The organism is Salipiger sp. HF18 (assembly GCF_011806505.1).
Taxonomy (GTDB): Bacteria; Pseudomonadota; Alphaproteobacteria; order Rhodobacterales; family Rhodobacteraceae; genus Salipiger; species Salipiger thiooxidans.
In genome coordinates this window covers 1-6,185 of record NZ_JAATOS010000239.1, presented here as the reverse complement: position 1 = coordinate 6,185, position 6,185 = coordinate 1, and the positions used below count along the sequence as shown (strand labels likewise).

Sequence of the window (6,185 nt, the reverse complement as noted above, 5' to 3'; positions counted from 1 at the left end):
GTGTTGCCCTCGAGCGTGCCGCGCTCGTGGAGCTTCTTGCGCGGGATCGAGATGAAGGGCGTGACGCCCGCCCCGCCGGCGATGAAGACGCCGTCGCCCTCGTCCTGGATCGCGCCCCAGGGATCCTCGACCAGCACCGCGTCGCCGGGCTGCATTCGCCCCAGCCGGGCGGTCATGCCCTCGTGGCCCTCGGCGTCTTCCGGGTACGACTTGATGACGAACTCGAGCGTCTCCTCGCCGGGCAGCGAGGTCATGGTGAACGGGTGGCGGGACTCGCGCCACCCGTCGCGGTCGAGCGCCATGTCCACCGCCTGCCCCGGGGCGAAGTCGAAATCGTCGGGACGGTCGAACACCAGGTGATGGGTGTCGTGGGTCACGGCGGTGATGGATCTGAGCGTGAGCTTGCGGGTCATGATGGTGCCTCCTTTTGGCAAGGAAACGACCACGCGCCGAACGCGGTTCCGGGGGCCGGTGCTTTTTGACCGATATCACGCGGACCGTGGGCCGACGCCTTGGAGGACGGCAGGCGAGCGGTGTGCCGCGCTTTGACAGATGTCAGGCAGAGGCAGGACGGAGGTCAGCCCGGCGCAGAGCGGACCCTGCGGCTCAGTGACGCTTGCGCAGCCGGATGACCACGTCGACCGACGCGATCTCGGCGCCCGGAGGCGCCTCGGGCAGCCGCGAGATCACCATCTGGTCGGCAGGCGCATCGGTGAGATGGCCGTCGTCTTCCCAGTAGAAATGCGGGTGCTCGTGGATGTTGGTGTCGAAGTAGCTGCGCGAGCCGTCGACGGTGACTTCCTGCATCAGCCCCGCGTCGCAGAAGGCGCGCAGGGTGTTGTAGACGGTCGCCAGCGAAACGCTGTCACCCTCGTCCTTGGCTGCGGCGAACAGGCTCTCGGCCGTGACGTGCCGGTTGCGGCCGTCACCGACCAGCAGCGCCGCCAGCGCGACGCGTTGACGCGTGGGGCGCAGTCCGACGCGTCCCAGCCACTCCGTGCCTCTCTGAACAGCTTCCGAGGTCATGCCTTATCCGGTTCGTTGCATTCCGCACATATATATAGGGAATCCCCAAGGGAGAATTCAAATGGAAATCCTTGCTCCCCGTGCCATCCGGCGCCCTCGCGGCAGGCTTGCAACGCGCGCTTTCGCGATGATAGAGGGGGGCGCAACCTGAAAATCAAGCAACAAGGGGCCTTGTGCAGATGGCCGACTACCCTACCAGCTTCGGCAAGGAAGACCTTTTGAAATGCGCCCGTGGCGAGCTTTTCGGGCCCGGCAACGCGCAGCTTCCGGCGCCGCCCATGCTGATGATGGACCGCATCACCGAGGTGTCGGGGGATGGCGGCCTGCACGGCAAGGGTCACGTGCTGGCGGAATTCGACATCACGCCGGACCTCTGGTTCTTCGACTGCCACTTCCCCGGCAACCCGATCATGCCCGGCTGCCTCGGCCTCGACGGTCTCTGGCAGCTGACCGGCTTCAACCTCGGCTGGCGCGGCTGGCAGGGGCGCGGCTATGCGCTCGGCGTCGGTGAGGTGAAGCTCAAGGGCATGGTCCGTCCCGACCGCAAGATGCTGACCTACAAGGTGGATTTCACCAAGGCCGTGCAGACCCGCCGGCTGACCATGGGCGTCGCCGACGGCATCGTCGAAGCCGACGGCGAGGTGATCTACGAGGTCAAGGACATGAAGGTGGCGCTCAGCGAGAGCTGAGCCCTCCGCGTCCCTTGTCTGCCAGCAGCGACCGCGCCCGCGCGCGGTCCTGCCCGACGGTCCTTCCCGAACGCTTTTCCCGAGACCTGATGCCGGCGACGTCCCCGCCTCGGCTCATGTTGGCGGTATAGGCCCGCAATGACGCCTCGGGCTCCGTCCCTCGTCGGGCGCGCGGAGGCGGCGTTGCTGGGGCCAGCGTCTTCACGCGACAGCTCATCGTGAACGGTCCCCTGATCGCCAACGGAGGGAAAGGCCCGCCTCACACCGGCGAGACGCCGAAATGGCTCAGGATCGGTTCGATGGGGTTGGCGAAGCTCATGCTGATCGCCGCGGCATCGCCGAAGTACAGACCGACGAGCTGATCCTTCGCGTCGAGCACCACGGACCCGGAATCGCCGCCCTGACCGAAGGCCCCGACATTGTCCACGATACCGAGCTGGTCGACGAAAAGCGCGGTGCCATGCCCAGCGTAGGGCATGAGAAAGTCCATCTTGAACATGTAGTGCCCGTCGGTTCTCTGGGTCTGCCAGCCATACTTGCGCACCGGATCCTGCAGCGCGATCCCCGATGCTGTCCCGTTGATGCTGCCCAGCACGATGACCCCGTCGATCACGTCGCCGACGTTGTCCGGCTCGATCAATGCCGCGTCCATATGGTTCAAACCGGTGCCCGTCAGGTCGATGGTGTGGATCTGGTGGACGGTGCCGATGCTGTCCCGCGCCCCTCCGCCGTCCCGCGCCGAGGGCTGCCAGACGACATCGCCCGGGCGCGCCTGGTTGACCGCCCCCACGACGTGATTGCAGGTCAGGATGAAGCGCTGCCCCGCGGCGTTCTTGACCAGCGCCCCGAGCGTGCCGCTCTCGCCGCCCGCACGGCCCTCGCCCAGCGAGTCCCCTCCCTGCGCCGGACGCGCGCGCGGCAGGATGGGCCCGCTCGTGCGCTCGGTGATGTCGAAGGCGCTGAGCCCCAGCACCTCGCGCACCACGCCTGCGAAGCCGTCGAGTTCCTCCTCGAGAAAGATCACCAGACGCGATTCGCCCCCCTCTGCGGACAGCCCGACCCCGGTCACCTTCGGCGTGCCGCGCCGCCCGTCGAAACTGAAACGGATCTTGTCGTAGAGTTCCTGGATGCGTCCGCCGGAGCGCTCGGGGTCGTTCGGCCCCCGCAGCAGGACCTCGCGAAGGATCCGGCGGGCGTCCTCGATCGAAATGGGCATATCAATCTCCCGATCGCGAAATGAAATGGATTTGCTGCAGGATACCGCTCAAACGGCGATCCACATACCCCATAGGATGTGTTTAATGACATATGACTCATCAAAAGCTGAGTATCCTGCGACAGCGCAGCCCCGCCTGCCCAATCCCGCGCCCAGGCCCTCCCGCCTGGCGCAGCCCGGTTCCCGCGCGGCAGCCGACCTTCTTGCACCTGCCACCCTCCGTGCACTACTAAGGCGCCAACCAATATGAGGAGGCACGCATGCGCCGCGTCGTCGTTACCGGACTGGGCATCGTATCGTCCATCGGCAACAATGCCCAAGAGGTGCTCGCCTCGCTGAAGGCGGGCCGCTCGGGCATCACCGCAAACGAGCAGATGAAGGAACACGGCTTCCGCAGCCAGGTGGCCGGCGCCGTCGACATCGACGTCGCCGCGCACGTGGAAAAGCGCGCCCTGCGCTTCATGGGCCCGGGAGCGGCCTATGCCCACATCGCCATGCAGCAGGCGATCACGGATTCCGGCCTCGAGGAAGGCGACGTCATCAACCCGCGCACCGGCCTGGTCGCGGGCTCCGGCGGCCCCTCCACCTCGGCGCTGCTGACCGCGCACCAGACCGTGCTCAAGACCGGCAGCACCAAGCGCGTGGGCCCGGTCGCTGTGCCCAAGGCGATGTGCTCGACGGTGTCGGCAAATCTCGCCACCGCCTTCCAGATCAAGGGCATCAACTACTCGATCACCTCGGCCTGCTCGACCTCGCTGCACTGCATCGGCAACGCCGCCGAGCAGATCATGATGGGCAAGCAGGACGTGATGTTCGCCGGCGGCGGCGAAGAGCTCGACTGGACGCTCTCCTGCCTCTTCGACGCCATGGGCGCGATGTCCTCGAACTTCAACGACACGCCCGAGAAGGCCAGCCGCGCCTTCGACAAGGACCGTGACGGCTTCGTCATCTCCGGCGGCGGCGGCATCATCGTGCTGGAAGAGCTCGAGCACGCCCGTGCCCGCGGCGCCAGGATCTACGCCGAAGTCACCGGCTACGCCGCCACCTCGGACGGCCACAACATGGTCGCCCCCTCCGGCGAGGGCGGCGAGCGCGCCATGCGGCTGGCGCTGTCGACCCTGCCCGAGGACCGCAAGGTCGGCTACATCAACGCGCACGGCACCTCGACCCCGGTCGGCGACGTGGGCGAGATCGAGGCCGTGCGCCGCGTCTTCGGCACCGGCAGCACGCCGCCCGTCAGCTCCACCAAGTCGATGACCGGCCACAGCCAGGGTGCCACCGGCGCGCAGGAGGCGATCTATTGCCTGCTGGCGCTCGAACATGATTTCATCATCCCCTCGATCAACGTCGAGACCCTCGACGAGGCGCTGGATCCGGCCGAGATCGCGACCGCGATGGTCGAGAACGCCGGGCTCGACACGGTGATGACGAATTCCTTCGGCTTCGGCGGGACCAACGGGTCCATGCTGCTGAGCCGCTATCGCGATTAACAAGAAAAACAATGGATAACGAGATATGTCGGAGCTACTGAAGGGCAAGCGCGGGCTGGTCATGGGAGTGGCAAACGACCGCTCCATCGCATGGGGGATCGCGAAGGCCCTGCACGAGGCGGGGGCCGAGCTGGCCTTCACCTACCAGGGCGAGGCCTTCGGCAAGCGACTCGCACCGCTCGCGGCCCAGGTCGGCAGCGACCTGATGGTGGACGTGGACGTCACCGACGATGCCTCGCTCGACGCGGGCTTCGCGATGCTGGCCGAGCGCTGGCCCACCATCGACTTCCTGGTGCACGCCATCGCCTTCTCGGACAAGTCCGAGCTCACCGGGCGGTTCCTCGACACCAGCCGGGCGAACTTCAAGAACTCGCTCGACATCTCCTGCTACAGCTTCATCGAGGTGGCGCGCCGCGCCCACCCGCTGATGGTCGAGAACGGCGGCACGCTGCTCACGCTCACCTATGACGGCAGCACCCGGGTGTTCCCGAACTACAACGTCATGGGCGTGGCCAAGGCGGCGCTGGAATCGGCGACCCGCTACCTCGCCAACGACCTCGGCCCCGAGGGCATCCGGGTCAACGCCATCTCCCCCGGCCCGATGAAGACGCTGGCCGGCGCGGCCATCGGCGGCGCGCGCAAGACCTACAAGTTCACCGAGCAGAACGCCCCGCTGCGCTCGAACGCGACGCTCGAGGCGGTGGGCGGCACCGCGGTGTTCCTGGTCTCGGACGCGGGCGCCTGCACCACCGGCGAGACCATCCGCGTCGATTGCGGCTACCACGTGCTGGGCATGCCGCAATACGAGAACCTCTGAGCCTGCCTTGACGTGCCCGCCCCGGCGGCGCATGTCGCGGGCGAACCGGAAAGGACGGCACGGATGCTGACGGCGATCATCGACTACGAAAGCGGCAACCTGCACTCGGCCGAGAAGGCGTTCCAGCGCATGGCGCAGGAGACGGGTGCCGGCGAGGTCGTGGTGACCACCGACCCCGAGACCGTGGCCGGCGCCGACCGCATCGTGCTGCCCGGCGACGGCGCCTTCCCGTCCTGCGCCGCCGCGCTGTGGCGCTCGGGCTGCTTCCAGGCCATGGTCGAGGCGGTAGAGCGCCGCGGCGTGCCTTTCCTCGGCATCTGCGTCGGCATGCAGCTCCTTGCCCGCAAGGGCCACGAGTATACGGAAACCGACGGGCTCGGCTGGATCGACGGCGAGGTCGAGCGCATCGCGCCCTCGGATCCCGCGATGAAGGTGCCGCACATGGGCTGGAACGACCTCGTGGTCGACCGCCCGCACCCGGTGCTCGACGGCATCGCCACCGGCGATCACGCCTATTTCGTGCACTCCTACCAGATGCGCCTCAGCGACCCGGCGCAGCGCGTGGCCCACGTGGACTACGGCGGCGACGTCACCGCCATCGTGGCCAGGGACAGCGTCGTGGGCCTGCAGTTCCACCCCGAGAAAAGCGCCGCCACCGGCCTGCGCATGATCGCCAACTTCCTGACCTGGCGCCCCTGACAGGTCACCGAAAGAGCGAGATCTCGACCGGCGGGGTGCCTGGGCACCCTCCCGGGCAAGATCTCGTTGAGTGGGTGGTCTTCAGCCGAACCAAGCCGTGATCAGATCGGCGAAACCTGACGCCCCATGGCGTTTGTCAGCGCCTCTAACCTCCCCGGCCGCGCCCGATCCCAAACCCGCGCCGCGGCGCCACGACGCCCCACCGCGGCAACCCGGGCCCAAACCTCACCGAACGCGCCACGCCCGCC

The 6,185-nt window shown here is 67.5% G+C and carries 7 protein-coding genes; 4 read left to right on the top strand and 3 right to left on the bottom strand.

Annotation, left to right across the window (positions count from 1 at the left end; genetic code table 11):
• Positions 1 to 413 (bottom strand): FAD-binding oxidoreductase (locus tag HC022_RS17085; RefSeq protein ID WP_254885143.1); only part of this gene is annotated, 413 nt, incomplete at its 3' end.
• 193 nt (positions 414 to 606) lie between these two features.
• Positions 607 to 1,026 carry an iron response transcriptional regulator IrrA gene (irrA, locus tag HC022_RS17080; protein ID WP_008884686.1) on the bottom strand — a complete coding sequence of 140 codons (420 nt, stop codon included), beginning with the start codon at positions 1,024 to 1,026 and terminating at the stop codon, positions 607 to 609.
• A gap of 179 nt (positions 1,027 to 1,205) precedes the next feature.
• On the opposite strand from irrA, the gene fabA reads away from it, so the two are divergent.
• Complete coding sequence (fabA, locus tag HC022_RS17075; RefSeq protein ID WP_040384155.1) at positions 1,206 to 1,715, top strand: bifunctional 3-hydroxydecanoyl-ACP dehydratase/trans-2-decenoyl-ACP isomerase; 510 nt, start codon at positions 1,206 to 1,208, stop codon at positions 1,713 to 1,715.
• A gap of 259 nt (positions 1,716 to 1,974) precedes the next feature.
• Here fabA and HC022_RS17070 read toward each other — a convergent pair whose 3' ends face one another.
• Complete coding sequence (locus tag HC022_RS17070; RefSeq protein ID WP_167453230.1) at positions 1,975 to 2,931, bottom strand: hypothetical protein; 957 nt, start codon at positions 2,929 to 2,931, stop codon at positions 1,975 to 1,977.
• A 260-nt stretch (positions 2,932 to 3,191) separates the two neighbouring features.
• Between HC022_RS17070 and fabB the strand changes: the two genes are divergently transcribed.
• The 3 genes from fabB to hisH all read left to right on the top strand — a co-directional run bounded on the left by fabB (position 3,192) and on the right by hisH (position 5,937).
• Positions 3,192 to 4,421, top strand: coding sequence for a beta-ketoacyl-ACP synthase I (fabB, locus tag HC022_RS17065; protein ID WP_167453229.1), 1,230 nt, complete (start codon positions 3,192 to 3,194; stop codon positions 4,419 to 4,421).
• 25 nt (positions 4,422 to 4,446) lie between these two features.
• Positions 4,447 to 5,238, top strand: coding sequence for an enoyl-ACP reductase (locus HC022_RS17060; RefSeq protein ID WP_089961768.1), 792 nt, complete (start codon positions 4,447 to 4,449; stop codon positions 5,236 to 5,238).
• 63 nt (positions 5,239 to 5,301) lie between these two features.
• Positions 5,302 to 5,937, top strand: a complete 636-nt coding sequence (gene hisH / locus HC022_RS17055; protein ID WP_167453228.1) for an imidazole glycerol phosphate synthase subunit HisH — start codon at positions 5,302 to 5,304, stop codon at positions 5,935 to 5,937.
• The last annotated feature ends 248 nt before the right edge of the window (positions 5,938 to 6,185 follow it).